At 73.2% G+C, this 23,018-nt stretch carries 19 protein-coding genes; 8 read left to right on the top strand and 11 right to left on the bottom strand.

What is annotated here, in order from left to right; genetic code table 11:
• The first annotated feature begins 236 nt into the window (after positions 1 to 236).
• Positions 237 to 1,937, top strand: a complete 1,701-nt coding sequence (locus AC1VWI_RS15805) for a substrate-binding domain-containing protein (RefSeq protein ID WP_499511648.1) — start codon at positions 237 to 239, stop codon at positions 1,935 to 1,937.
• A gap of 78 nt (positions 1,938 to 2,015) precedes the next feature.
• Here the strand turns inward: AC1VWI_RS15805 and AC1VWI_RS15810 are convergent, their stop codons facing one another.
• On the bottom strand, positions 2,016 to 4,190 hold the full coding sequence (locus AC1VWI_RS15810; RefSeq protein ID WP_499511649.1) for a phosphocholine-specific phospholipase C: 2,175 nt from the start codon (positions 4,188 to 4,190) through the stop codon (positions 2,016 to 2,018).
• Between the two features lie 282 nt (positions 4,191 to 4,472).
• Between AC1VWI_RS15810 and AC1VWI_RS15815 the strand changes: the two genes are divergently transcribed.
• On the top strand, positions 4,473 to 4,988 hold the full coding sequence (locus tag AC1VWI_RS15815; RefSeq protein WP_499511650.1) for a VOC family protein: 516 nt from the start codon (positions 4,473 to 4,475) through the stop codon (positions 4,986 to 4,988).
• A 162-nt stretch (positions 4,989 to 5,150) separates the two neighbouring features.
• Here AC1VWI_RS15815 and AC1VWI_RS15820 read toward each other — a convergent pair whose 3' ends face one another.
• From AC1VWI_RS15820 to AC1VWI_RS15830, 3 genes are all read right to left on the bottom strand, one after another.
• On the bottom strand, positions 5,151 to 6,221 hold the full coding sequence (locus AC1VWI_RS15820) for a WxL protein peptidoglycan domain-containing protein (protein ID WP_499511651.1): 1,071 nt from the start codon (positions 6,219 to 6,221) through the stop codon (positions 5,151 to 5,153).
• 71 nt (positions 6,222 to 6,292) lie between these two features.
• Complete coding sequence (locus tag AC1VWI_RS15825) at positions 6,293 to 8,218, bottom strand: purple acid phosphatase family protein (RefSeq protein ID WP_499511652.1); 1,926 nt, start codon at positions 8,216 to 8,218, stop codon at positions 6,293 to 6,295.
• 130 nt (positions 8,219 to 8,348) lie between these two features.
• Positions 8,349 to 9,557, bottom strand: coding sequence for a HupE/UreJ family protein (locus AC1VWI_RS15830; RefSeq protein WP_499511653.1), 1,209 nt, complete (start codon positions 9,555 to 9,557; stop codon positions 8,349 to 8,351).
• A 173-nt stretch (positions 9,558 to 9,730) separates the two neighbouring features.
• Between AC1VWI_RS15830 and AC1VWI_RS15835 the strand changes: the two genes are divergently transcribed.
• From AC1VWI_RS15835 to AC1VWI_RS15860, 6 genes are all read left to right on the top strand, one after another.
• Positions 9,731 to 10,408: a type 1 periplasmic-binding domain-containing protein gene (locus tag AC1VWI_RS15835; protein ID WP_499511654.1), complete on the top strand. Its 678-nt coding sequence runs from the start codon at positions 9,731 to 9,733 to the stop codon at positions 10,406 to 10,408.
• A gap of 297 nt (positions 10,409 to 10,705) precedes the next feature.
• Positions 10,706 to 10,921 carry a hypothetical protein gene (locus tag AC1VWI_RS15840; protein ID WP_499511655.1) on the top strand — a complete coding sequence of 72 codons (216 nt, stop codon included), beginning with the start codon at positions 10,706 to 10,708 and terminating at the stop codon, positions 10,919 to 10,921.
• Positions 10,922 to 11,162: 241 nt separating this feature from the next.
• Positions 11,163 to 11,687, top strand: a complete 525-nt coding sequence (locus tag AC1VWI_RS15845; RefSeq protein ID WP_499511656.1) for a toxin-antitoxin system HicB family antitoxin — start codon at positions 11,163 to 11,165, stop codon at positions 11,685 to 11,687.
• Between the two features lie 94 nt (positions 11,688 to 11,781).
• Positions 11,782 to 12,624, top strand: coding sequence for a DUF4097 family beta strand repeat-containing protein (locus AC1VWI_RS15850; RefSeq protein WP_499511657.1), 843 nt, complete (start codon positions 11,782 to 11,784; stop codon positions 12,622 to 12,624).
• A gap of 75 nt (positions 12,625 to 12,699) precedes the next feature.
• A complete protein-coding gene (locus tag AC1VWI_RS15855) occupies positions 12,700 to 13,689 on the top strand; it encodes an ATP-binding cassette domain-containing protein (RefSeq protein ID WP_499516819.1) in 990 nt (329 codons plus the stop codon).
• Positions 13,686 to 14,480: an ABC transporter permease gene (locus tag AC1VWI_RS15860; protein WP_499511658.1), complete on the top strand. Its 795-nt coding sequence runs from the start codon at positions 13,686 to 13,688 to the stop codon at positions 14,478 to 14,480. The genes AC1VWI_RS15855 and AC1VWI_RS15860 overlap by 4 nt, the downstream gene beginning before the upstream one ends.
• 72 nt (positions 14,481 to 14,552) lie before the next feature.
• On the opposite strand, the gene AC1VWI_RS15865 is transcribed toward AC1VWI_RS15860, so the two are convergent.
• From AC1VWI_RS15865 to AC1VWI_RS15895, 7 genes are all read right to left on the bottom strand, one after another.
• Positions 14,553 to 16,214 (bottom strand): alkaline phosphatase D family protein, encoded by a 1,662-nt coding sequence (locus AC1VWI_RS15865; RefSeq protein WP_499511659.1) that lies wholly within the window; start codon positions 16,212 to 16,214, stop codon positions 14,553 to 14,555.
• Positions 16,215 to 16,328: 114 nt separating this feature from the next.
• Complete coding sequence (locus tag AC1VWI_RS15870) at positions 16,329 to 17,000, bottom strand: HNH endonuclease family protein (RefSeq protein ID WP_499511660.1); 672 nt, start codon at positions 16,998 to 17,000, stop codon at positions 16,329 to 16,331.
• Between the two features lie 269 nt (positions 17,001 to 17,269).
• Complete coding sequence (locus AC1VWI_RS15875; RefSeq protein WP_499511661.1) at positions 17,270 to 17,671, bottom strand: DUF742 domain-containing protein; 402 nt, start codon at positions 17,669 to 17,671, stop codon at positions 17,270 to 17,272.
• Positions 17,668 to 18,117, bottom strand: a complete 450-nt coding sequence (locus AC1VWI_RS15880) for a roadblock/LC7 domain-containing protein (protein ID WP_499511662.1) — start codon at positions 18,115 to 18,117, stop codon at positions 17,668 to 17,670. Before AC1VWI_RS15880 ends, AC1VWI_RS15875 begins: the two co-directional genes overlap by 4 nt.
• Entirely contained in the window at positions 18,114 to 20,456 is a 2,343-nt protein-coding gene (locus AC1VWI_RS15885; RefSeq protein ID WP_499511663.1) for a sensor histidine kinase, read from the bottom strand. Before AC1VWI_RS15885 ends, AC1VWI_RS15880 begins: the two co-directional genes overlap by 4 nt.
• 254 nt (positions 20,457 to 20,710) lie before the next feature.
• Positions 20,711 to 21,469: a Mut7-C RNAse domain-containing protein gene (locus tag AC1VWI_RS15890; protein ID WP_499516820.1), complete on the bottom strand. Its 759-nt coding sequence runs from the start codon at positions 21,467 to 21,469 to the stop codon at positions 20,711 to 20,713.
• A 753-nt stretch (positions 21,470 to 22,222) separates the two neighbouring features.
• Positions 22,223 to 22,885 (bottom strand): HAD-IA family hydrolase, encoded by a 663-nt coding sequence (locus AC1VWI_RS15895; RefSeq protein WP_499511664.1) that lies wholly within the window; start codon positions 22,883 to 22,885, stop codon positions 22,223 to 22,225.
• Positions 22,886 to 23,018 lie beyond the last annotated feature (133 nt).

Here is a 23,018-nt window from a genome sequence, read left to right on the forward strand (position 1 = left end):
CGACGGCCGGCGCACACAGGAGCCGATCGGCCGCCCGGGGTCCTGCGCCGGGCGGCGGTGGCACTGCGTTCGTTCGTCCTTCATCTTTCCGTCGTGCCGGGTTGCGGCGGGGCGCGCACTCTTGCGCGATGCGATCGAGGCACGGGGCGGGGGTCGTACGGACGCCCCGTGACGGGCTGAGGGGACCGGGAGTGACGCGAGTGAACGGGGCGGCGGTATGCGGAGGTTGTCCGCGGGTGCGCCGGCGGGGCCGGGTGCGGGGGGCCGTCGCCTCGGCGGCGGTGCTCCTCGCCGCCCTGGGCACCGCGCCGCCCGCGCACGCGGCGGCAGGCGCGCCCATCGTGGGGGCCGGGTCCACATGGGCGCAGTACCCGATCGACCTGTGGCGCCAGGCCGCGGGCGTGTCCGGCCTCGGCTCGGTCGACTACTCCGGCACCGGATCGATCGACGGGCGCAACCAGTTCCGCTACGGCACCGTGGACTACGCGGTGTCGGAGCTGCCGTACGGCCTGACCGACGGCGGGGTGACCGACACCCCGCCCACCAGGCCGTTCGCCTACGTCCCGGCCGTGGCGGGTGCCATCGGCCTGCACTACAACCTGCGGGTCGACGGCGAGCGCATCACGGACCTGCGGCTGTCCGACGCGACGGTGGCCGGGATCTTCACCCGGGCCATCACCCGGTGGGACGACCCGGCGATCCGGGCGGACAACCCGGGGACCAGGTTGCCGGGCATCCCGGTCGTCCCGGTGGTCCGCGCCGACGCCAGCGGCACCACGGCCGCGCTGACGCAGTGGCTGGCCGACCGGCAGCCGGCGGTGTGGGGGGCCTACTGCTCGGCGGCGGGGCGCGGCCCCGGCTGCGGCGCGACCCCGCTCTTCCCGACGGTCCCCGGGGACGTGGCCGTGGCGGGCTCGAACGGTGTGACCGGCTACGTCTCCCGGACGAGCGCCAACGGTGCGATCACGTACGCCGAGTCGAACTACGCGCAGACCGCGCGCACGGTGACGGCCAGGCTGCTCAACCGCGCCGGCTACTACACCTCCCCCTCCCAGGGCGGCGTGACGGTGGGGCTGGCCACGGCGTTGTCCGACCCTTCGGGCCTCGTCAGGGTCGCCACCGCGTACACCAACCCGGACCCGCGGACGTATCCCCTGCCGATCGTCGGCTACCTGATCGTCCCGACGGCGACGGATCAGCTCTTCTCGACGGCCAAGGGGCGCACGCTCGCCGCGTTCGCCTCGCTCGCGCTGTGCGAGCAGGACGAGGCGGCGCGCCTCGGCGACTCCGTCCTGCCGCCGAACCTGGTCGGCAAGGGCCTGAACACCGCTGCAGGCATCCCCGGTGCCACGTCCGGCGACGTCGACACCTCGGGCTGCGCCGCCTCGGCCGCCGAGGCGCTTCGGAGCGCTCCGCAACCGCGGGCGTGCGACCGGCTGGGCGTCCCCTCGTGCGAGAACACGGCCCCGGGAGGGCATGAGCAGTCGATCACGACGATCGTGGAGCCGGGGGCGCTGGTGATCTCCATCGAGGGCAGCCCGCGCGTCGTGCTGCCGGGTCCGGTGCTCGACGCGTCCGGTGAACACCTCCACACCTCCGGGCGGATGACCCCGGTCACCGTCACCGACACCCGTCCCGGGAGCGTCGGCTGGACGGCCTCAGGACAGGCCGGCGACTTCGCGGGCCCGTACGGCACCGGCATCCCCGCGAGCAGTCTGACCTGGGTTCCCGAGGTCGTGGACGCCGGCAACGTCCGGGGCGTCACGGCGGGCCCCCCGGTGCTCCCCGGCGACGACGGCGGGCTGGCGCGGGCCCGGACCCTGGCCACCGGGGCCGGCCCCGGCACCGCCGACGTGGGGGCGCGGCTGGACCTCGACGCGCCGACGGACACGCGGCCCGGCACCTACACGGCGGTCCTGACGCTCACCGTCATCTGACCGCGGCCGGGACGCCGGGCACGGACGCGGCCGGGGACGGGCGACGGCGGTCGCCCGTCCCCGGCCGTTCAGGTCAGGTCAGCCGGTGACGCTGGCCCGGCCGGTCTCCAGGTGGCCGGTGAAGCGCTGCGACCAGGTGCGGTCGCAGTCGGCCGTGACGGTCACGTCGTACCAGCCGTCGCTGACCTCCAGCGGGCTGACCGTCCACGCCTCCTTGCCGTGCGGGGCGACCCGCACCTTCGTGGGGGCGCCGTGGATGTAGTGGTTGTGCGTGACGGTGAACGTCACCGGCTTGCGGCCGTCGTTGCGCAGCCACAGCTTGAGCTTCGGGTGGGCGGTCGCCCTGCCGTCGTGGTAGCGGGCCTCGACGACGAGGTCCTTGCCGGCGTCGGCGGTGTCGCCGGTGAAGCGGCGCAGGAACCGGTTGGGGCCCGTGACCGTCAGGTCGTAGGCGGTGTCGCCGGCGGCGGAGCCGACGGGGCCGGTGCCGGTGGCCCGCGCGCCCGCGGGGACGGTGTACTGGCCGGGGAACGCGGCCGGGTACGCGGCCAGCGAGGGGAACCCGCCGAGGTTGTTGTGGACGGAGAAGTGGGTCGCCTTGGTGGCGAAGGGGGCCTCGTTGCCGAACTCCAGCTCGACCGCGCCGTCGGCGAAGCCGGTCAGGTTGGCGCTGGGCTGGTACGGCAGCGGGCGGGCCCGCTTGGTGCCCTTCTCCTGCGTGGGCATCGCGTTGTCGCCGGGCAGCGGGGTGTACCGGGTCTCGGGGACGAGCGGGCCGGTGTCGGGCAGGTGGGGCAGCCCGTAGACGGGGGAGGTGAAGTCGAGGGCGCCGGTGAGGTCGCCGCACACCTCGCGCCGCCAGTCGCTGATGTTGGGACAGATGGCGGGCGTGCCGAGGGCGGTGGTCCACTTCTCCAGGAACTGGATGACCGAGGTGTGGTCGGAGACCTCCGAGGTCACCCAGCCGCCGCGGGTCCAGGGCGAGATGAGCAGCAGCGGCACGCGGAAGCCGAGGCCGACCGGGAGGGGCTCGGTGACGCCGTACTGGCCCATGGTGCCGGAGACGAACTCGTCGGCCTCGCCGGGGGCGGGCACGGGCGGCGGGACGTGGTCGAACTGGCCGTCGTTCTCGTCGTAGTTGACGATCACCAGCGTCGAGTCGAAGACGTCCGGGTCGGCGTGGAGCGCCTCCAGGACGCCGCGCAGGAAGTACCCGCCGTTGCTGGGCGCGGTGACCGGGTGCTCGGAGAAGAACTGGTTGTTGACGACCCAGCTGACCTGAGGCAGCGTGCCGCCCAGCACGTCCGCGCGGATCGCGGCGTTGATGTTGTCGGCGTTGCCCGCGAGGCCGGTGACCGGCTCGGGGACGTCCTTGACGCCGTTGTCGTAGTAGACGTTGCCGGGGGCGGCCTGACCTCCCTGGGTGGGGTCGAGCCTGGCGAAGGTGCCGAAGTACTCCAGTCCGTTGTCCCCGTAGTCGTCGGCGCACTGGTAGACGCGCCAGCTGACGCCGGCCTCCTGGAGCGTCTCGGCGTAGGACTCCCAGGGCAGGAACCTGCCGCGCTCGTCGCCGCCGTCGTTGGCGGTGAAGTCGCCGTGCTTCTTGTCGGCGTTGATGGTGCCGCCCCACAGGTAGGTGCGGTTCGGGCCGGTCGCGCTGAGCACGGAGCAGTGGTAGGCGTCGCCGACGGTGTAGGTGTCGGCGAGGGCGTAGTGGAAGGGCAGGTCCTTGCGGTCCAGGTAGCCGAGGGTGGTGGGACCGCCCTTGGCGTAGTACCAGCCGTTCATCAGGCCGCCGTACCAGGCGCCGTGCTGGTCGGTCCAGCCGTGGCTGGTGCCGCCGTAGTTGGCGGCGCCGAGCTCGGCGCTCGGCGGGGTCTGGCCGCTCCAGGACTTCGCGCCGCTCAGCCGCCACGGGTACTGGGTCTCGGCGCCCTCCGTCGGCGTCTTGGGCTGCTGCCACACGGAGCCGCCGCCCGGCAGCTGGATCGTCGCGCGGTCGCCGAAGCCGCGTACGCCCTTGAGGGCGCCGAAGTAGTGGTCGAAACTGCGGTTCTCCTGCATGATCACGACGACGTGCTTGATGTCGCGGATGTCGCCGTGCGGGTGACCGTGGCCGTGGCCGCGCGGGGCGGGCCCGGCCTGGGCGGGGGTCGCGGCGGCGCTCACGCCGGGCAGGGTGGCGCCGATGGCGGCCGCGCCGGCGACGGTCGCGGCGGTGCCGAGGAAGTCTCTCCGGGACACTGAGGACATGACTCAAAACCTCCGGATGGGAGATACAACTACCTGGAGACCTTGATCCCGCGTCCTTGCCCACGGGTGTCGGGAACCGGGCGCGGACATGGACGGGCCGAGGCGCCCGTCCCCCTGCCGCTCCGCCCGCCGGAAGCCGGGGCGCCCTCCCCGAATCCTTGACGTGTCAAATAAATACCTCTATGTTTGCTTGCTACGTCAAGCGATGACGGGAGCGGGGCGGGCCCCGAACCGTCGCCCCGGGGCCCGTCCGCGCCGCCCCCAGGATGAGGAGTCACGACCATGGCACAGCCGCACGGCGAGGAGCTGCAGGCGATCCTGGAGCGCCAGGCGGAACTGAGGGGCCGTTATCTCCTCCCGGCCGAGGAACGCCCGGCACCCACCACCCAGGGGGTCCACCACGCCGCCTTCATCGCCCGGGACGTCGAGGAGACCATCCTCTTCTACCGGGACGTGCTGGGTCTCCCGCTGGTGGACCTGATCGAGAACCGCGACTACCGCGGATCGACCCACTTCTTCTTCGACATGGGCGGCGAGAACATGCTCGCCTTCTTCGACTTCCCGGGCCACCCCCACCCCGACTACGCGGAGACGGTGGGCGGCGGCCACCACGTCGCCCTCGCCGTCACGCAGGAGGCCTACGAGATGGTCAAGGCCCGCCTCGACGAGCGGGGCCTGCCGTACGCGGCCTTCCCCACCGAGGTCGCGGACAGCATGTTCCTGGCCGACCCCAACGGGCTCAGGATCGAGCTCATCACGGAGCGGAAGGGCTACGCGCTCGGGGAGTACATCCTCTGACGCGGCGGGCCCTTCCCGCACGGGTGCCGGGCGTCGACCGAACGGGCGGAGGACCACCCGGCGGCCGGCGGCCCGGCTCCGGCGCATCGTCGGGTCCTGGCGGCGGGGCGGGAGGCCTCATGGCCCCGGGGCCCCGCCGTCGTCGCGGACCGGCGGCCCGGGTCAGCCCTTCTGCGTCTCCTTGTCGCGGAGCGCCTTCTCCACGGCGTCCCGGACGCGGGTGTCCTCGCGCTGCTTGCGCCGCGTGCGGCCGCGGCGGGTGAGGACGATCGCGGCGGCAACGGCCGCGGCGAGGAGGACGATCAGCAGGACCAGCACCCAGGGCACGGCCCAGCCGTGGGCGGTGGCCTCGACCGGGTCCAGCGGGGTGATGGAGCCCGACGCGTCGGTGAGCATCGGGGTCAGGGTGGCGGTCGCGGTGAGGCTGACGGCGGGTGCGACGCCGTGGACGGGCACCTTCACCTTCCAGCTCTCGCCGGGGAGCAGCTCCGGCGGCGCGGGGATGTCGCCGGCCTTCGCCCGCAGCCATCCGAACGGACCGGCCACCGAGACGGACTGGCGGGCCGACAGCATCGCGTTGCCGGTGTTGTGGATCGTGTACGTGACGGTGGCGTCGCCCGAGGCGAAGGGGCTGGCCGGGCCGTCGTAGTCGACGTGGAGGTCCTCGACGGCGAGCTTCGGCTTGAGCTCCCCGCTCACCCGCAGCTTGACCCGGATGCCCAGGCGCCGGTCCACGTTGATGCCCTGGGCCTCGTCGGACTGCTTGAGCGAGGTCAGGATGCCGCCCACGTAGTCGCCGGGGGTGGCGTTGTCCGGGACGGTGACGGTGAAGGGGATCTCGGCGGTCTTGCCTGGCTTGATCTCGACGCTGTCGCGGTCGGCGTGGACCCAGGCGCCGATCCCGACGGACTTCTTGTCCTTGGTGAGCAGGTCGAGCTGCCCGGTGTCGGTGGTGTAGCCGTCGGCGGCGTAGAGCGCGAGCCGCAGCGCGGAGGTGCTGCGGTTGGCCACGACCATGGCGTCCTTGACCTGTCCGCCGGGGTTCGCGGTGTAGCTGTAGCTGGACCGGTCGTCGCCGAACCCGTTCGCGGCCGTCCTGACCGTCCAGGTGACGTCGCCGTCGGCCGCACGGGCGGGGCCGGCGTGGAGGCCCACGAGGGCGAGGGCCGCGAGCAGGACCAGGACGGCGGTGCGGGCGAGGGGCGTCGTGCGGCGCGGTGCGGACGGGTGCATGTCGGGGTTCTCCTGGAGCGGGAGGCGGGGCAGGCACCGACGGTGCCTGCCCCGCCGTCAAACGGGTACGGTCAGCTGCTCAGCGCAGTGATCGTGAGGGTGGCGCGGTAGCCGCCCTTCTCGACGCTGTCCGGGATCTTCAGATCCAGGTCGGCGCCGAGCTTGGCGGAACCCCGCGGGTGGCCCTGCGCGGCGGAGCCGAGGCCACGCGAGACGGACAGGCCCTGGCCGTGGTCGTCGTAACCGGACGCCACCGGGTCGCCGGCCGCGGCACCGGCGCCGCCGTCCAGGACGTACGGCGTCCAGCCGAGGTAGGAGCCGGGGAACGTCTTGTCGGCGTCCTTGAAGTCGCCCACGTTGGCCGAGATCGACCACGGGGCGAGCGAACGGCGGCTGTCGGAGACGAGGATCGGGTTGATCTTGCCGCCCGCGACGAAGTGGTCGCCGTTCTGCTCCTTGGCGGTACCGAGGTCCACCAGGCCGTTGTAGCCGTCGATCGTCCAGCCGAACTCACCCGGAGCCGGGTTGGGGACGTTGACCTGCAGGTCCTGCTTGTCCCCGTGGTACGGGTGCACCGTGACGTCGTCGACGTGCGAACCGACCGGCTGGTCGGCGCCGTTGGCGGCGCTGCGGATGTTCTCGACCACGAGCTTGTCGTTGCGCACCTGGACCTTGACGTAGGTGCGGACGTGCTCCTGGTTCTGGACCGAGTTGTACCAGTAGTTGTCCGGGTTCAGCGGGTCGGCGCCGTTGCCCGCGCCGCTGGTGCCGCTGCTGTCCGGCTTGGTGATGTCGTAGTACTTCGAGCCCGAGGCGGAGTTGGCCGTCACGTAGAGGACGCCGCCGGGACCCGGGTACACGTCGGAGGCACCCGGCTGCTCGGCCGGGTTCTCCTTCTCACCGTTCTTGATCAGGTAGCTGCGGGAGTAGCTGTGGTCGTGGCCCTGCAGGACCAGGTCCACCCCGAGCTTGGAGAACGTCGTCGGGAAGTCCAGACGACGCTGCTTGTTGTCGCCGTCCTTGGCGTGCGAGGCCGGCGAGTAGATCGCGTGGTGGTAGACGAGGACCTTCCACTTGGCCTCGTTGCCGTGCTTGTTGATGACGTCGGTCACGTAGTTGACGTGCGCCGCGTCACCGCCGCCGTTGGCGGAGTTGTAGCTGTTGCTGTTCAGGTCGATGAACAGCACGTCCTTGTAGATGTACCAGTAGTCACCGCCGGACTTGGTGCCCGCGGGGTTCCCGTTGTCGTAGTACGGGGCCGAGCGGTCGGTGTTCGGGGTGGTGAAGTGCTGCTCGTAGGCCTTGCCGCCGACGTCGTGGTTGCCGATGGTGGCGGCCCACGGGTACTGGCGCAGCCCGTCGGGCGCGAGGAAGGAGTTCCACTGGGACTCGGTGTTGGCCGTCTCGACCTGGTCACCGCCCGACACCAGGATCTCGGCGTTCGGGTTGGCCCGCAGCGAGACGTCGACCGTGTCCTGCCAGCCGGCCTGGTCGGCGGCCAGGTTGCCGGACGAGCCGATCTGCGGGTCGCCGTAGAACAGGAAGTCGTACTCGCCCTCGAAGTCCTGCGTCTTGAAGGAGTACGTGGAGGACCAGTTGCCCTCGCTGCCGACGCGGTAGGAGTACTGGGTGTTCTCCTTCAGGCCGGTGATCGTCGCGTGGCGGTTGTAGCCGCCGCTGGAGGCGATGTTCGCCGCGCCGATGGCGTCGAAGGTGGCGGCGCCGGCCGGGAACTGGCCGTCGGCCACCTGCGCGGTCGGGGCGAGCTGGATCTGCTGCGCCGTGTCGGCGGAGGAGTACCAGGTCACGGTGCGCTGGGCCTCGTTGGCGCCGACACCGAGGACGATGCCGCTGAGGGTGGCGGTGTCGGCGGCGGACGCCGAGGTGACCAGCCCGTTGCCGAGGGCAACCGTCAGGCCGAGGAACGCCGCGGTGGCCCCGGTGGCCACACGGCGCCGCGCGGACCCGGAGGTCCGCGAGGAGTTGCTCGATCTCATTTTTGTCTTTTCCTTCTGTGCACGAATCGTGTGCATCGAGTGGAGACCCCCACGCTCACCTCGGCAGGTAAAGCGAACATAAATGCGAGACCCGAGGTAGTTGAACTTCGCACGTGTCCTGGACGTAGTCTCAGAATCCGGACACTCGTTGCACGAACCACACCAGCCCCATGACGGACACCCCCGCGGAAATCGCGCCCGTGGTCCAGAGCCCGGCCCGCGCCGACCGGCGGCGCAGCACGAGCAGCAGCGGGAAGACGACGGCGATGATGGCCAACTGGACGGCCTCGATGCCGACGTTGAACACCAGCAGGGACCACAGCAGGGTCCACGACCACGCCTCGTCGATCCCCAGCGCGCCCGCGAAGCCGAGGCCGTGCACCAGGCCGAAGCAGAACACCACGCCGAGGCGGGTCCATCCGGCCCGGTCCAGGCTGAAATGCCCCTGCCCGGCGGCCTCGAGGTCGGTCGCGTGGTCACCGCGCCGCCAGATCCGCCACAGGTACCAGCCGGCGACCACGGCGATGGACAGCGCGATGACGGGCTCGACGATGCGCGCGGGCACGTCGACCACGCCCAGCGCGGCGAGCATGAACGTCACCGAGTGCGCCAGGGTGAAGCTGGTGGCCGCCAGCACGATCTCGCGCGGCCGCCGCGAACCGGCGATCAGGGCGAGCAGGAACAGGATGTGGTCGATGCCGGTCAGCAGGTGCTCGGCGCCGAGGCGGAAGAACTCCCAGAACCGCTCGTACCAGGACTGGCCGATGGAGAAGGACGGGTGCTCGGCGTCGAGCGCGGCACTGCCCGAACTGCCGTCGACCGCGTACGTGACGATCGTCTTGGTGCCCTTGACGTAGCCCTCGGAATCGGGGAACAGCCCGCTGCGCACCTCGCGGTCGTCACCCTGCGGGCAGTTCCAGTCCAGGCGGAGGGTGGCGTACGGCACGCCCTCCCGGCGGCCCATCGTGAAGCCTCCGGCCTGGGCGGGGGTGCAGGCCTTGCCGTCGGAACTCACCGTGAAACGCGCGGTGGCGTACGCGACGGCCGACTTCGCGTGCGCCTCCAGCGCCGCGGCCTGGGCGGTGGCGTCGCCGGCGTCGAACGCGGCGGTCCCCTCGCGGAAGAGGGTGTCGTCGTGCTGGTAGTCGGCGGCGGACACGACGAAGAGGTCGTACTCGAGCTGCAGCGTGGTCCGTATGCGGCCTCCGTCGGCCGGGGCGACGTCCACGTACACGGTCGAGGTGAAGCCGTGCGCGAGCGCGGACTGCTGCCCGAGGCCCAGGAAGGCGATCACCGCCGCGGTGATCCCGACGAGGGTGCGGCGGACGCGATGTGACATGTGGCTCCTTCAGGTTGCCACTGCACCGTGCACGTCACGGGTGAACCGGAACCGGCCGGTCGGCGAATCGTGCGAAAACAAGTTCGACAACGGCGCCCCCCGGATGGAGACGACGGGAACGGGATTGCAGGATGGGGGCGGCACCACCTGTCACCACCCGGAGGTCGATCGCCTTGCGCCCCCCGCTTCGCGCCGCCGCCACCCTGGCCGCGGCCGCCGCGCTGCTCACCGGATGCGGCTCCGGCGACGACTGGTCACACCCGCACCCCAGCCCCAGCGCCGTCGGCACCCCGGGCCCCGGGTTCGTCGACCGCGCCGCCCCGCCCGCCCCCGAGGCCACGGCCACCCCGCGCCCCGGCTCCTGGTCCGGGGTCCACCCCTCGGAGGGCTACCGCGTCGTCCTGCTGACCGCGGGCGACGACCGCCCCGCCAAGGCGCTGGCGACCGCGGTCAAGGAGTGGGCCGAGGCCGAGCACGTCGACCTCAGGACGGTCGTCACCGACCACCCCGCCGACCTCCTCTCCGACGTCACCCGGGCCCTCGACATGCATCCGGACCTCATCGTCAGTGCCGGCAACGACCTGATCGACCCCCTCGCCACGGTCACCCCGAACCACCTGTCCCAGCAGTTCCTCGTGGTGGGCGCGGAGTTGGCCGAGCCCACCGCCAACGTCACCGCCGTCGACTGGTCCGGCGCGTCGTTCCGCGGCGAGGGCCTGGGCATGTCCTCGACGTACAACCCCGCCACCTTCACCCCCGCCCGCTGCGCCGCGGCCGTCCGCGCCGGCGTCGCGGCCGTCCTGGGCGGTGTGACCGGGATCGTCCTCTGGCTCGACGAGCACGAGGGATAGCTCCCGGCGCCCATCCCCTGGCGATCCGCCGACGAGGCCCTGGCCCGGATCCTGCGCCGCCACGGCGCCACGCCCGGCGCGGTCCACGACGTCGACGCGGCCTGGCAGTCGTTCGCCGAGTTCCTCGCCATCGAGGTCGAGGGCCTCGAGGAGACCGACGGCGACGGCTTCGTCGCCGAATGGGGCCGGTGGGACTGGAACGACGACCTGCCCGCGCTCTCGTTCGGGCGGCTGCTCGCGGTCCACGACACCGGCGGCAACCGCGACGACCCCCACCGGCAACCCGAGTACTGGAAGGTGGAGCTGCAGCTCTGCTTCGCCGAGGATCCGGCGTGGGCCGAACTGGACGACCTGGGCCTCCAGGACACCGGATTCGACCACCACGCCATCGGCGCGCCCAGGACCGCCGCGCTCGCGGAGACGCTCCGCCTGATCCGGTCCTACCCGCAGCTGGCCGCCATGTGGCGGGCCACGCCCGTGCGCAGCACCGTCACCTTGGAGCGCGCGGGCTGATCGCGGGACGGGCGTACCGGCGGTCGCAGCTCTTGGCGCCACCTGGCGCCATCTGGCACCACGTGGCACCATCCGGCGCCATCCGGCGCCATCCATGGCGCATCGCGCGCACGTGGCGCCAACATGGCTCAGGTCACCGCCATCACGTTCCGCCAGGTCAGAGGGGTTGCGCCGCTGAGTGCGCACCATGCGGCGCCCTTCAGGCTTGCGCATGGCGCCAGAGTGGTGCCACTATGACGTCATGGACCTCACCCCGTATGTCGACACCCTCCGCCGTGAACTCGCGGTGGCCGCCGAAGCCGGCGGGGAGGATGCCCGCGAGCTGGCCGAGCGGCTCACCGCTCCGCTGGAGTCGGCGACCCGCCTGACCATGCTCAACGTGCTCTCCGCCGCGATGGACGAGATCACCCGCGAACTCGCCCCCGGCTCGGTCGACGTACGGCTGCGCGGGCTGGACCCCGACTTCGTGGTGACGCTGCCGCCCACCGGCGGCGGCCCCGCGGACCGGGTGGACGCGCCCGTCGAACCGCTCAAGGCCCCGGCCCCCGCCCCGGCCGAAGCCGACGAGGGCGGCACCGCCCGCGTCAACCTGCGCCTGCCGGCGCACCTCAAGGCCCGTGCCGAAGAGGCCGCCAACCGCGAGGGCCTGTCGGTCAACGCGTGGCTGGTACGGGCCGTGTCGGCCGCGGTCGACAGCGGCCCGCAGCAGCGTACGACCGAGAAGACCCGCACCATCGGACAGAGCTTCACGGGCTGGGTGCGCTAGCCGCGCCCACGCCCGCAGCCGCACCCGCTCCACGTCACCCACACCACGTCCCACCAGCGGGGACGACCCCAAGACCCAAGAGGACGGGACAGCCATGCCTTCTTTCGACACCCCCGAACCGATCTCCGTCACCGCCCACGTCGGCGCCGGTTCCATCCGGTTCGCCGCGGGCGACCGCCCCGACACCGTCGTCGAGGTGCTGCCCCGCGACCCGAAGCGGGACAAGGACGTACGGGCGGCCGGCCAGACCGAGGTCACCTACGCGAACGGCGCCCTGACCGTCAGGACCAAGGAGCGCTACCTCATCGGGCCCAGCGGCGCCGTCGACGTGACGGTCGAACTGCCCACGGGCTCCCGCGTCAACGTGACCGGCTCCTGGACCCAGGTGCTCGGCGAGGGGCGGCTCGGCGAGGTCCGGGTGAAGACGTCGTCCAACGACGTCCGCTTCGACACGACCGGCCCGCTGCAGCTGACCGCCTCCCACGGCTCGATCACCGTCGACCGGATCGAGGGCACGGCCGAGATCACCACCAGCTCCGGCAGCCTGCGCGTCGGCACCCTCGACGGTCCCGCCGTCCTGAAGAACTCGCACGGCACCACGACCGTCGGCGCCGCGCTCGGCGAACTGCGGGTGCGCGGAGCCCACGGCAACGTCGACGTCGAGCGTGCCGAGAGCTCGGTCACGGCCACCGTCGCCCACGGCAACCTGCGCGTCGCCGAGGTCGCCCGCGGCACCGTCCAGCTGGAGACCTCCTACGGCGCCATCGAGGTCGGCGTCCGCGAGGGCACCGCCGCCTGGCTCGACGTCAGCTCCGAGCGCGGGCAGGTGCGCAACACGCTCACCGCGTCCGGGACCCCGGAGGCAACCGAGGACACCGTCGAGGTCCACGCCCGGACCCGCTGGGGCAACATCGACATCCGCCGCGCCCGGGTCTGAACACCACGAACCCGACCCGCGCCGGCCCCCACCCACTTCAGCCTTCGAATGGAGGGCCCCGTGCCTTCATCTGTCATGCCCACGCCCAGGCAGGGTGACCGTCACGCCTCACCCGCCGTCATCTCCGCCATCGGTCTGCGCAAGTCCTACGGCGACAAGACCGTGCTCGACGGCATCGACCTGCGCATCCCGGCCGGATCCGTGTTCGCGTTGCTGGGTCCGAACGGGGCGGGGAAGACCACCGCGGTGAAGATCCTGTCCACGCTCGTCTCCGCCGACGGCGGGCAGGCCCAGGTCGCCGGCCACGACCTGGCCGGGGATCCGCAGGCGGTGCGTGCCGCGATCGGGGTCACCGGGCAGTTCTCCGCCGTCGACGGGCTGATCACCGGCGAGGAGAACATGCTGCTGATGGCGGACCTGCACCACCTGTCCAAGGCCGAGGGACGGCGGGTGGCCGCCGCGCTGCTGGAACGCTTCGACCTCACCGAGGCCGCCGGCAAGCCCGCCGCCACCTACTCCGGCGGCATGAAACGCCGCCTGGACATCGCCATGACCCTGGTCGGCGACCCCCGCATCATCTTCCTCGACGAACCCACCACCGGCCTGGACCCCCGCTCCCGCCACACCATGTGGCAGATCATCCGCGAACTCGTCACCGGCGGCGTCACCGTCTTCCTCACCACCCAGTACCTGGAGGAGGCCGACGAACTCGCCGACCGGATCGCCGTCCTCCACAACGGCACCATCGCCGCCGAAGGCACCCCCGACGAACTCAAGCGCCTCATCCCCGGCGGCCACATCCGGCTGCGCTTCACCGACCCCACCGCCTACCAGCACGCCGTCACCGCCCTGCCCGGCGCGGCCCGCGACGACGACGCCCTGACCCTGCAACTGCCCAGCGACGGCAGCCAACGCGACCTGCGCACCCTGCTGGACCGGCTCGACGCCGGCGCCGTCCACGCCGACGAGCTGACCGTCCACACCCCCGACCTCGACGACGTCTTCTTCGCCCTCACCGGCGACACCGCCACCGTCCCCCACCAGCCCACGGAGGCCCTGCGATGAGCACCCCGACCCACGCCCTGCGCGACTGCTCCACCATGCTGCGCCGCAACCTCCTGCACGCCCGCCGCTACCCCTCCCTCACCCTCAACCTCCTCCTCACCCCGATCATGCTGCTCCTGCTGTTCGTCTACGTCTTCGGCGACACCATGAGCGCCGGCATCGCGGGCGGCACCCCCGACCGCTCCGCCTACATCGCCTACCTCGTCCCCGGCCTGCTCCTGATGACCATCGGCAGCACGACCATCGGCACCGCCGTCTCGGTCTCCAACGACATGACCGAGGGCATCATCGCCCGCTTCCGCACCATGGCCATCCACCGCGGCTCCGTGATCGTCGGACACGTCATCGGCAGCGTCCTGCAATCCGTCCTGAGCGTCGTCCTCGTCGCCGCCGTCGCCGTCGCCATCGGCTTCCGCTCCACCCACGCCACCCCCCTGGAATGGCTCGCCGCCCTGGCCCTGCTCGTCGGCTTCGCCACCGCACTGACCTGGATCGCCGTCGGCATGGGCCTGGTCAGCCCCAATGCCGAGGCCGCCAGCAACAACGCCACCCCCCTGATCCTGCTCCCCCTGCTGTCCAGCGCCTTCGTCCCCCTGCACTCCATGCCCGGCTGGTTCCAGCCCATCGCCCAGTACCAGCCCTTCACCCCCGCCATCGAGACCCTCCGCGGCCTCCTCCTGGGCACCGGAATCGGGAACAACGCATGGATCGCCGCCGCCTGGTGCGCCGGACTCACCGTCCTCGGCTACCGCTGGTCCACCGCGAGGTTCAACAGCGCCGCCACCTCCTGATCCGGTGCACGCACCACGGCGGAGGGCCCCGCGCGGCGCGCGGGGCCCTCCGCCCGGGTTTCGCGTCCCCGCTCAGTCCGTGGTGAGGTGCGTATCCATCACCGTCACCAACTCCGCCCGCCGTGCCGCCCCCTTCGGGGCCCGGGTCTGGTCCAGCCGGAGCGCGGCGGCACGGCCGCGCAGGGACAGGGTCATGAGCTGGTTGCCGAACCAGGGGCCGCCCGTCTTGCGCCAGCGCAGCGACGGGGTGCCGGCGCGGCCGTGGCGGGCGAGGGCGCGGCCGAGGAGCCGGGCGGGGCCCGTCCAGGCGAAGCGGAAGGCGAGGCGCATGAAGCCGGGGATCGTGTTGTGGACCGGCGAACAGGTCAGCTGCAGCAGACGGGAGCGCAGCGGCGCACCGGGACGGTGGGCCTCGGCGGTGTAGGCGTGGTGGACGTCCCCGGACAGGACGCAGATCGTGGCGGGGGCTTCCGGGGCGTCGGCGGCGTCGGTGAGGAGCCCGGCGAGGGCGTCGAAGGAGTCGGGGAAGGCCGACCAGTGTTCGAGGTCGCCGGCCTGGCGCAGGCGTTCGCCGCGGTGCGTCCAGCGGTGGCCGCGGCTGCCGCCGCAGAGGGCGGAGCTCCACGCCTCGGCGTCGTGGACGGCGTGCGGGAGGAGCCAGGGCAGGGAGGTGCCGATGAGCAGGTGGTCGAAGCTGCCGTCGGGGCGGACGTTCTGGCGCAGCCAGTCGAGTTCCGCCGGGTCGAGCATGGCGCGGTCGTGCTCGTCCAGGACGCGGGCGGCGCGTGAGTCGACCATGAGCAGGCGGGTGCGCCCGAGGTCGCGGCGGTAACTCCAGCGGGTGTGCGCCGGGTCGGCCTCCACGCGTGCGGCGAAGGCGCGCAGGGTCTCCGTGCCGTCGTCGGCGGCGCGCACCGCGGCGAGGAGCTTGTCGGCGGCGAGTTCGGCGGGGGTGAGGTTGCCGAGGTGCTGGTGCACCCAGTACGAGGTGAGGCCGCTGGTGACGCGCTCGTGCCACCAGGCCGTCTCCCGCATGGTGTTGCGCCACGTGTGGGAGGTGTTCCAGTCGTCTATGACGTCGTGGTCGTCGAAGATCATGCAGCTGGGCACCGTGGACAGCAGCCAGCGGATGTCGGGGTCGAGCCAGGACTCGTAGTAGAGGTGGGTGTACTCCTCGTAGTCGGCGACCTGGTCCCAGGGCGGCTCGTTCAGGTCGCGGCGCCGGGCGAGCCAGCGGCGGGTGGCCGCGGAGGTCTCGTCGGCGTAGATCTGGTCGCCGAGCAGCAGCAGGAGGTCGGGACGGGGCGCGTCGCCGGAGCCGATGTGGTGGGCGAGGGTGTCCAGCGCGTCGGGGCCGATGGGGTCGGGTTCGTCCGGGGGCGGCGCGGCCCAGCGGCAGGAGCCGAAGGCGACGCGCAGCGGCTGTCCGTCCTCCCCGCCGTCCCCGTCGTGCCCGGCGGTGTGGATGGTGCTGGGCGGGTACGGGGAGCCGGGCAGCGGCCAGACCTGCTGCCCATCGAGGAGGACGCGATAGGGCGTGGAGGTCCCGGGGCGCAGCCCCGTCACGGTGACGATCGCGTAGTGGTGGCCCGCGATCTGCCAGGTGCGCTCGCTGCCCGTGGCCCCGTCCTCGCAGGCGACGGTCGCCGTGGCGGGGCGGTCCGCCTCGACCCACACGGTGGCCGTGTCCTCGTCCACGTATCTCAGCAGCGGGCCCAGGCGCAGTTCTGCCATGGCGGTCGGCCTTCCCTCCGTCGTCGTGAGTTGTGGACGTCGGAGGGAAGGCGTGAGTTCCCGGCCGCCGCCCGGGCCGCGGTCCCGGCGGCCGGGCGGGGCCGGGACGCGCGGTCAGCAGCCGCTGAGGACGCTGCTGAGCTTGCTCTTCTCGGCGGAGTCGACCGCCAGGCCGTAGTAGTACTTCACCTGGACCCAGGCGCGCACGTAGGTGCAGGCGTACGCGGTGCGGGACGGCATCCACGTGGCCGGGTCCTGGTCGCCCTTGGCCTGGTTCACGTTGTCGGTGACGGCGATGAGCTGCGGGCGGGTGAGGTCGTTGGCGAAGGCCTGCCGCTGGGAGGTGGTCCAGGCGGAGGCGCCGGAGTCCCAGGCCTCGGCGAGGGGCACGAGGTGGTCGATGTCGAGGTCGGACGCGGCAGTCCAGGTGGCGCCGTCGTAGACGGAGTACCAGCTGCCGCTGGTGGCGGCACAGGAGGAGTCGGTGACCACGCCGCTGCCGTCGCGCTTGAGCACCGTCTCACGGGTGTTGCAGGCGCCGCTGATGGTGATCCAGTGGGGGAACAGGTCGCGGTTGTAGCCGGTGCGGTTCTCGGTGGCGACCCTGAGCGAGGCCAGGTAGGTGCGGGCGGTGGCGGCGCTGACGGGGGTGGGGAGCGCCGCCTGGGCGGTGGGGCCGTTGAGGGTCGCGAAGCCGGCGAACAGGCTGGTGAGCGCCACGAGGAGACCCAGGCGTCGACGCGCGTAGACACCGCGCCGCGCGAGAGCACTGCGTATCCGGGACATAGGGAACTCCCTAGGGTGTGGGGGTGTTTGGCCGCTGGAACCGTCGGCCATCCTTCTGCTGGGACGTTTCTGCCGGACGAGCGGCAGGTAACAGGTTGGCGACATGGACACGTCATGTCTAGGGGTCGGACCGCACCGGATCCGCGCCTCCGTGCGCCGGGGACGGACCGCGCGCCACGGTCATCCCCCGCACCCGCCGGTGCGGCGTGCTCCTCCCGCCCGGCCGGGGCGGCTCCACTCCCCCGCGGGCCGGCGCGGGGGACCCGCCCTCACAGGGCGCGCAGCCCGCGGATCACCTCGCGCAGCAGGTCCGCGTCGGGCCGCTCGGCGGCGGCCGGTGGCGGGTCCACCCGGGCGAGCCCGGCGTCGACCAGGTCGCCGAGCACCACGCGCACCACGGTGACCGGGAGGTCGGCGTCGGCCGCCAGCTCCACCAGGGGCAGCGGCCCCTGACGGCGCAGCAGCTCCAGCAGTGAGGCGCGCGCGTGGTCGACCAGCCCGTGCGCCCGCGGGCCCGTGGGCTCGTCCAGGGCCCGGACCCGGTCCATCAACGTGAAGGAGCGCTCCGTGTCGGGGCGGGTACGGCCGCCGGTCACGGTGTACGGACGGACGATCGGGCCGGACTCCTCGTCGTACCAGCGGTCCTCGCCGTCCTCGGCGCGCCGGGTCACTCCTCGCCCGGCTCGTCCGCCGCGCGGGCGGGAGTGGCCAGGTGCCGTCCGGTGCGCTTGACGAGCAGGCCCATCTCGTAGGCCAGTTGCCCGACGTCCGCACCCGAGGCGCACAGGACCGCCAGGCAACTGCCCTCGCCGGCCGGGGTGACGAACAGGTAGGCGTCGTCCAGCATCACCATGACCTGGCGGACCCCGCCCACCGCGAACGACCGGCCGGCCGACTTGGCCAGGCCGTTGAACCCGGAGCACACCGCGGCCAGATGGTCGACGTCCTTGCCGGTCAGCCCCTTGGACGAGGCCGTCGCCAGCCCGTCGCCGGACAGCAGCACGGCCTGGCGCACGTGATCCGTGCGGTCCACCAGGTCGTCCAGCAGCCAGTCGAGGCCCTCGGCGGCCCCGGCGTCCTCGGGATGTGCCGTGCCGGACGGCTCGGCGTCTGTCATGTCGCTGCCCCTCCTTCTCCCGCACCGTCGCGTCCCCGGTCCAGCCCTCGCTGGAAGGCCCCGAAGATCGCCCCCATCTGCTCCGGCGACAGGCCGGCGCCGGACACCTCGCGCCCGGCCCCCGGATCGTCCGCCCCGGCGCGCAACTGCGGGGCCAGGTTCGCCTGGCGCACCCGTGTGGGCAGCGCCGGCGCCGCGCCGGTCCCGGGTGGCGTGGGCACGGCCGGGGCCGGCCCGGGCACCGCCCCGGTGGCCGGCTCACGCCTGCGCCGCGGCAGCGGGCCGGTCGGCTCCGCCGCGGCCCCGTCGCCCGGCGCGCTCCCCGCGGTCACCGCCCGGGCCCCGGCGGCGGTCGCCACGGGCCCCGGCCCCGGCCCCGGCCCGGACTCGGTACCCGGCCCGGCGGTGACCGGCGCCAGCACCGGCCCCGGCAGGAAGACCACCGCCGTGGTGCCGCCGAACGGGGAGCGGGTGAGCGTCACTTCGACGCCGTGCCGGTGGGCGAGGCGGCCGACGACGTACAGGCCGAGCCGTTCGCTGCGCGCCGGGTCGAAGTCCTCCGCGTGCCGGAGGGTGGCGTTGGCCTGTTCGAGTTCGTCGGCGTCCATGCCGAGGCCGCGGTCGTCGATCTCCAGGGCGAAGCCGTGCGCGGCCTCGCCGACCCGCATGGTCACCTGGGTGCGCGGCGGGGAGAACACCGTGGCGTTCTCGACCAGTTCGGCGATGAGGTGGACCAGGTCGACCACGGCCTCGCCGACCACGCCGACCTCCGGCATGGGCGGCACGACCACGCGGGCGTACTCCTCGACCTCCCCGACCGCCGCGCCGACGACGTCGACGATCGGCACCGGCTTGCGCCAGACGCGTCCCGGCGCGGCCCCGGAGAGGATGATCAGGCCCTCGGCGTGGCGGCGCATGCGGGTGGTGAGGTGGTCGATGCGGAACAGCTCGGCGAGCGCGTCGGGGTCGGAGGTGCGCCGTTCGAGGGTGTCGACGAGCTTCAGCTGGCGGTGCACCAGCGCCTGGTTGCGGCGGGCGATGTTGAGGAACAGCGCCGACATCGCGCGCCGCAGGTCGGCCTGCCGGACGGCCGCCTCGACCGCGGCCCGGCGCGCCGCGTTCAGCGCGCGGCCGACCTGCCCGATCTCGTCCGGGCCCGCTCCGTCGCAGCCGTCGTCCTCCGGCCGCCCGAAGGCGAGCGGCGGCGCCTCTGCGGCCACGTCGACCTGCTCGCCCGCGCCCAGCCGCCGGGTCACCTCGGGGAGCTGGCGCACCGCCAGGGTGTCCGCGGCGTCCCGCAGTTCCTCCAGCCGCCGGGTGATCCGGCGCCCGGTGTGGACGGAGAACCAGAGGGACAGCCCCACGCCGAGCAGTCCCGCGCCGCCCGCGGCACCCGCGTACAGCAGCTCGCGCCGGGCGAAGTCCCGGCCGCGGGCGGCGGCGTTCTTCGCCGCGTCGGTGCACAGCAGCATGTACCTGCGGACGGCGTCGTCCATGGTCCGCCGCCACGACGCGCTCACCAGCACCTTGCCGGTGCCGGTCGCGCCGGCCCGGAGCAGGGCGTCCTCGCCCTCGACCAGGGACCGGTAGAGCGGCCCGCGCTCGAACTCGCGGAAGAGGGCGCGCGAGTCGGCGGGCAGGGCCGGTACGTAGGTGCGCTGGAAGACCCGGCGGTCCTCGATCGTGGCGGCCAAGCGGCGGAACCGATCGGTGGTGAAGCCGCCCGCGACCCGCCCTCCGGTCACCAGCGCGTCCTCGTGGGAGACGAACTCGCGCACCCGGACGAGCCCGGCGACGTTCTGCGCCTCGCGGGCCAGCTGCCCGTTCTGCAGGGCGGTCAGGCCGGTCTGCACCTCGAAGGTGGGCAGGACGACGTCGGTGTAGCGGTCCACGGCGCGCGCCCAGTCGATCCGCCCGGCGATGACGTCGCGGCGCAGCGCGGGCAGCCGGTCCACGGCGGCGAGCGCCCGGGTGAGCACCCGGCTCTGGCCGGCGCTGAGGTCCCCGCGCTCGCCCCGGTCGCCGATCGCCGCGCGCATCGCGGCGATCACCTCGTCGGTGTGCCGCTGCTGCCCGGTGAGGGCGGCCAGCGCGCTGCGGCTGCTCCCTGAGGCCAGGTACGCGGCGGACAGCCGCCGTTCGACCTGGATCTGGCCGACGGCGGTGTCGACCGGGGTGCCGTAGTGGACGTAGACGGCCTGCAGCCGGATGAGGTCGCGCAGTTCGCCGGTCACCGAGACCACGGCGAAGGTCCACAGCGAGACGAGGACGACGACGGGGATCAGCACCAGGGCGAGGATCCGGGTGCGGATCGTGCGGCTGCCGGGACGGCGACGCATGCACTCTCCAGGCTGCTCGGACGGTGGACAGCCGGATCCCGCCGCGCCGGGACACGCTACGCGCCCGTACGACTACGTTCCGCTCGGCGGAACCGGTTGCGCAGTACCGTAGCGACGGCCCCTACCGGTGAGTAGCCGGTGGGACGAATCGTGAAGTGCAAGCGCTGTGCCATGGCTCACAGTTGCCGCGGATTGTGGGCCTTTGGGGCACTCGTCCCCACCGCGGGAGCCGGCCTCGCAGCCGCCCGCGACCCTCAGGAGCCCCCGGCCCCCGACGGCACGGCGGAGCCGCCGCCGAACTCGCCCACCGCGTCCCGGACGATCGCGTCCAGCCGGGCGTGGTGCGCGCCGCGCCAGTACGGGCGCTCGCAGACGACGCACTGCGCGAACACGTCGTAGCTGCGCCGGGTGCCGTGCTCCAGCTTCTCCCACACGGCGTCCTTGTCGGCCTCCCGCAGCGGCCCGTTGCACGCCGTGCAGCGCGTCCAGGGCGCCAGGACGGGGGCGAACCGGCCGAGCACGTCACGCAGTTGCTCGTCGGGCTGGTCGCTGTAGACATAGGCGCCCGCCCACAGTTCCCGGCGGCGCAGCAGGCCGCGGTCCCGCGAGAGCATCACCCGCCGTTCGGCGGCCGACCGGGCGGCCAGGGCGGGGTCGCCGATGTCCTCGCTCTCGTACGCGGCGTCGACCCCCAGCAGCCGCAACCGCCGGGCGAGCGTGCCCAGGTGCACGTCGAGCAGGAAGCGCAGCGGCGCCCCTGGCACGGCCTGCGGCCGGGTGACGGGCTCGACCTCGACGTGCACGCCGGCGACCGGGACGTACGAGACGGGGACCTCACGGCCGTCCGCCAGCAGCCGGCCGACCTCGGTGAGCGGGACGCCGAGCGACTCCACGACGTGCCCCAGCGTGGACACCCCGTCGGTGACGACGGTGGTCCGCCCCTCCCGTCGTGGCGCCGCGGCGAAGAGCCGCAGCGCGGAGTCGAAGCTGATGCCGATCTCGGGTCCGTTCACACCGCTCACCCGGCCAGGATGTCACCTCGGCGGCGCGGGGCACACGGGGTTTCCCCGGGACGCATCACACCGCGCCGTGCGCGATCAGGCTCCGGGCGCGGTCCGCGGGTGCGGCCTGCTGTTGTGTGCGGGTGCGTTGCGCCTGCGGCGGGCGTCCACCCGCCCGCCCTCCCTCCCCCAGCCTTCGGCCGGGGGGACCCCCATCCGGCGCGGTCACTGCGGGCCTGCGCTCCGTTGGGTTGGGGTCGGGGCCGCGCCGGCGCACGTCCTCAGCGCTCGCGGTTTACCCCGACATCGTTCGGCGCCCGGGTCCGCCGCTCGTCGCTTCCGGGCGCACCCCGCCACACCCCCTCCCGTCGTGTGAGCGCATGACGGCCGGTGGGGGTTCGGAAAGGCACCTGCGGCAACCCCGGACCGCTCTCTGAACCCCCACCGGCCGTTAGTCGCCCCAACCGGCAGGAGGGGGTGTGGCGGGGTGCCCCCGCAGGGGACGAGCGGGGGACCCAGCGCCGAATGATGTGGGGCAGCGCCGCGAGCGCCGAGGTGGGGGTCCCCCCGACCGAAGGCTGGGGGCGTACCCCGGCGCGGCACCGACCCCACAACGACCGCGCGAGGCGGTCACCGACCGCGCCGGATGGGGGTCCCCCCGGCCGAAGGCTGGGGGAGGGAGGGCGGCGGGGAAACCGCCCGCCGCAGGCGCAAACAACCCGCACACAACCACCGGGCCGCAAGGGGCGCCCCGGGCCAGAGGCGCTAGCCGATGTGGAGCAGGAGCGTCCCGTCGGCCGCGGCCTCGACGCGGACCTGGGCGAGCGTGTCGACGTGGACCGTGGGCTCGTGGGCCGCGGCGCGGGGGCCGACACCGACCACCCGCATGCCGGCGGCCTTCGCGGCCGCGATGCCGACCTCGGAGTCCTCGAAGACCACGCAGTCCTCGGGGCCGAAGCCCAGCTCGGCGGCGCCCTTGAGGAAGCCCTCCGGGTCCGGCTTGCTGGCGCTGACGCGCTCCGCGGTGACCATGACGGCGGGCATCGGGAGGCGGGCGGCGTCCATGCGGGCCCGGGCGAGGGCCTCGTCCGCGGAGGTCACCAGCGCGTGCGGGCGGCCCTGCAGCGCGGCCATGAAGGCCGGGGCGCCCTCGACCGGGACCACGCCGTCGACGTCGGCGGTCTCCTCGGCGAGCATGCGGGCGTTGTCGGCGTGGTTCTCCGCCATCGGGCGGTCCGGGAGCAGCACCGCCATCGTGGCATAGCCCTGGCGGCCGTGGACGACCTTCATCACGGCGTCGCCGTCGAGCCCGTGCGTCGCGGCCCACCGGCGCCAGCAGCGTTCGACCACGGCGTCGGAGTTGACCAGCGTGCCGTCCATGTCCAGCAGCAGGGCGCGGGCGGGGACGACGGTGGACGGCGACAGCATGGAACTCCCTCGGACGGACAAATCAAGTGGCCCGCCCGCCGGTCAGGGGAAACGGGCGGAGCCACTTTGTTCCTACACGATACAAAACCGTGCGGCGGTTCCGCCAGGGGGGGGTGCCCGAACGCGGTCCCCG

The sequence above is a fragment of the Streptomyces sp. TOM-9 genome (genome assembly GCF_056858595.1).

What these genes read in the sequence shown, in the direction of transcription:
- AC1VWI_RS15845 (WP_499511656.1), top strand. Translation starts at nt 11,163, where the DNA reads ATGGACCTCACCCCGTATGTCGACACCCTCCGCCGTGAACTCGCGGTG.
- AC1VWI_RS15870 (WP_499511660.1), bottom strand. Translation starts at nt 17,000, where the DNA reads ATGTCCCGGATACGCAGTGCTCTCGCGCGGCGCGGTGTCTACGCGCGT.
- AC1VWI_RS15850 (WP_499511657.1), top strand. Translation starts at nt 11,782, where the DNA reads ATGCCTTCTTTCGACACCCCCGAACCGATCTCCGTCACCGCCCACGTC.
- AC1VWI_RS15865 (WP_499511659.1), bottom strand. Translation starts at nt 16,214, where the DNA reads ATGGCAGAACTGCGCCTGGGCCCGCTGCTGAGATACGTGGACGAGGAC.
- AC1VWI_RS15810 (WP_499511649.1), bottom strand. Translation starts at nt 4,190, where the DNA reads ATGTCCTCAGTGTCCCGGAGAGACTTCCTCGGCACCGCCGCGACCGTC.
- AC1VWI_RS15855 (WP_499516819.1), top strand. Translation starts at nt 12,700, where the DNA reads ATGCCCACGCCCAGGCAGGGTGACCGTCACGCCTCACCCGCCGTCATC.
- AC1VWI_RS15825 (WP_499511652.1), bottom strand. Translation starts at nt 8,218, where the DNA reads ATGAGATCGAGCAACTCCTCGCGGACCTCCGGGTCCGCGCGGCGCCGT.
- AC1VWI_RS15860 (WP_499511658.1), top strand. Translation starts at nt 13,686, where the DNA reads ATGAGCACCCCGACCCACGCCCTGCGCGACTGCTCCACCATGCTGCGC.
- AC1VWI_RS15885 (WP_499511663.1), bottom strand. Translation starts at nt 20,456, where the DNA reads ATGCGTCGCCGTCCCGGCAGCCGCACGATCCGCACCCGGATCCTCGCC.
- AC1VWI_RS15830 (WP_499511653.1), bottom strand. Translation starts at nt 9,557, where the DNA reads ATGTCACATCGCGTCCGCCGCACCCTCGTCGGGATCACCGCGGCGGTG.
- AC1VWI_RS15820 (WP_499511651.1), bottom strand. Translation starts at nt 6,221, where the DNA reads ATGCACCCGTCCGCACCGCGCCGCACGACGCCCCTCGCCCGCACCGCC.
- AC1VWI_RS15815 (WP_499511650.1), top strand. Translation starts at nt 4,473, where the DNA reads ATGGCACAGCCGCACGGCGAGGAGCTGCAGGCGATCCTGGAGCGCCAG.
- AC1VWI_RS15880 (WP_499511662.1), bottom strand. Translation starts at nt 18,117, where the DNA reads ATGACAGACGCCGAGCCGTCCGGCACGGCACATCCCGAGGACGCCGGG.
- AC1VWI_RS15895 (WP_499511664.1), bottom strand. Translation starts at nt 22,885, where the DNA reads ATGCTGTCGCCGTCCACCGTCGTCCCCGCCCGCGCCCTGCTGCTGGAC.